We start from the raw sequence: 2,689 nt of genomic DNA, 5'->3' as shown, positions 1-2,689 counted from the left end.
CCAGGTTTTTTGTGCCGTGCCGGTCAGCTGCTCAGCCTGTTGCAGGACGACCAGCGGGGAGGTGTCCGCTAACCGGGTTAACTGCTGTGCATAGGTTTGCAGGTCGGGATGAGACAGCCAGGCCAGTCTGGCCCCGTCCGGGGTGCCGGTCAGGGCCGTCATCTGCTGTTGTAAGGGCCGGTAAAGGCCCAGCCAGGTCCCGGTCAGGACGAATACCCCCAGTAATACGCCCAGTCCGAACCCCTGTAAGGCGCTCATCGGTCGCGGCGGGGGGGCAGGGAAATGGACCTGCACTTTGGGCTGACGGCGGTCATCACTCATGCTGTCGTCCGTTTCCGGTTCAGGCGGCGCCGGTTCAGTGCCGGCGAGATAAACCAGCGGCGGCATCTGCGCCGGTCTGGCGGCCGGTTTGGGCAGGAGTCGGGTCTGTTCCAGTTTTTTGGCGGTGTTCTGGAAGAACCACAGCAGGTTTTCGACCTTCGGCAGACGTTTCAGGTCGGACTGCTGGAGCCGGTCGACGATGAGCTGTAAGGCCCGTTCGGCCCGGTAAATCATCCGCAGGTCGCGGGGGGTGTAATCATGCTGGCGTAAGGCGTTGCCGCTGCGGGTGTTAAACCAGTCCAGCATCTCGGTACGGACCGCCGGCTGCGGCGGCCACAGTTCATCCCACTGGCTGACCATCACCCCGGCCAGCAGTTCGCAGCCTTCCGTAAAGCCCGCCAGACCGCTGAGCTGCATCCGGGCCAGAGTGTAGTAAATCGCGCTCTGCAAATCGACGCCGTGGGTGCGAAACAGCGTCAGGGCCAGCGATTCAATCAGCGGCCAGTTCACTGCCGGCTGAGACGGGTGGTTGATTTTGTTGATTTCTTCGCGTATTGCCGTGAACGCCGGCAGATTCATCGGGTTACTGCCGGCACGGATAATCAGGTTTTCAGGGTGTTCACGCATGGCCGTTCATCCTTTAGCCTGTCTCCGCCGGCGCGGAGGACAGGGTGGGTTGCTATTTTGCAATGAATAAAATTTGCCATTAATACAGCGTGTCAGGCAGTCTGAACTGACTGAACAGGCCGCCGGCAAACGGGTTGTCAGATTCGTCTACGTAGATACGGTAGGTCATGTCGCCCCCGTCCACCGTGAACCGCACGTCAAACGAATCCTGACGCACGTTGGTCAGTTTGCCGCTGTTAATCAGACGCAGCTGGGCCCACGGGCCGGTGAAGCTGATGGCGCGCGGCGATTTGCCGCTGGCGTCCGGTATCAGCGTGAGCTGGCTTTCCACCCCGGCCCGCATCGAGTTGGGCCATATCAGGTGCACAATGCTGCTGCGGCCGTGGGCATAATCGAGCAGCTGGCCGTCGAGATTGAGCAGGCTGCGGCGTTTATTGCCGGTCAGGCTGAGGGGCTCAATGGCGAACTGGGTCCCCAGACCGTTTTGCGGCGTGAAGAAGGTGTCGCGGATACGGTCGGCCAGTTTCAGTTGCGCCAGCACATCCGGGCGGATAAGTTGTTTGCCGTCGGCGCTGTGGGTCAGGTTGTTTTCAACAAACGGTTTGAGGTTCTGCTGATAGAAGGCATCCAGCGTGCCGCCGGGGCGGAAGAACCGCTCGAACTCACTGAGCGGCACATCCTGGGTCGCTTCCGGGTTGAACGGATAACGTCCGGCCAGGTAGGTCTGGTACTGTCTGACGACGGTGTCGCTCCATTCGATTTCCAGCGAACTGACGGCTTCCATCATCACCACCCGCCAGGCCTGTTCGGCCAGTTCGCCGACCCAGCGGTTGAGCGGCGCCGGCAGGTTTTTCGCCAGTTGCCGCACGTCGAAGATCGGGTCGCTGTTATTCTGTTCAAGACGCTTCTGAACGGCGTTCAGGGCGGCTTTACCCGGTACCGGCGCGTTCTGAATGGCCAGCAGGTAACGGTGCAGTTCCACCAGTTTCTGATAAACCTCCTGTAAGGTGCTGTTTTTGTCGCCGTATTCCACCAGCACCGCGGTTTCCGGCGCGAATTCCCGGTTAATACGCACCCGCAGGCGGTAATCGGGGGCATCACGTAACTGCCGCTGTTCTTTGGCCGGCAGCGTCTCGTTAATCACCGGCAGACGGGTGTTGTCGCTGAGGATTTGCAGGGCGCGGCTGATGGGTTGTTCGCCGCTGATGACCTGTTCAATGGCGCTGATGGCCTGCGGGATATCGGTAAAATCACGAATATCCAGATTGTTCATGGCCCCGCGCCAGGTGGCCGTGTAGTCCCCCAGGTACTGCTCGGTGATTTGTCGCTGGATTTCTTTGCGGTCGGTGTCGCTGTACTGCACGTTGTGCGACAGGTTCAGGACCCAGCTGTCCATGACCGTGAGGTCGATCAGCTGGTCGTCCTGTTTGACGAAGTAGTTGTTCAGGCCGTTTATCGTCAGGAACTGCGGGATAATCAGTTGCCTGTCATTATTGGCAATAAAGAGGCTGTCAAAGCTCGGGCCGATCTGGTCGCGCAGGTTAAGGGGCGGCGGCAGTGAATCCTGCGCTTTAATGCGCAGGTTCTGATAGACGCGCTGATAAATAGAGAGCTGACTCAGTTCTTTCTCGGCCTGCATGAGCGGCAGTTTATAAGGCGCAAAGCTGCTGATGGCGGCCTGATCGCCCGCCTCCCGCGCGGCCCGCCAGTCGGTGTGATCCAGGGCATAGTCCAGGTGAGT

The 2,689-nt window shown here is 59.8% G+C and carries 2 protein-coding genes; both read right to left on the bottom strand.

The window, feature by feature from the left end; genetic code table 11:
* A partial coding sequence (locus OO184_RS24725; protein WP_265381426.1) for a type VI secretion system ImpA family N-terminal domain-containing protein occupies window positions 1-948 on the bottom strand: 948 nt, incomplete at its 3' end.
* A 79-nt stretch (window positions 949-1,027) separates the two neighbouring features.
* Window positions 1,028-2,689: type VI secretion system membrane subunit TssM (tssM, locus tag OO184_RS24720; protein ID WP_265381425.1), on the bottom strand; the 1,662-nt coding region annotated here is incomplete at its 5' end.

Source organism: Photorhabdus aballayi, assembly GCF_026153155.1.
In the GTDB taxonomy this organism is placed as follows: Bacteria; Pseudomonadota; Gammaproteobacteria; order Enterobacterales; family Enterobacteriaceae; genus Photorhabdus; species Photorhabdus luminescens.
The sequence above is the reverse complement of the archived record's forward strand: the minus strand, read 5'-3'. Positions and strand labels throughout refer to the sequence as shown.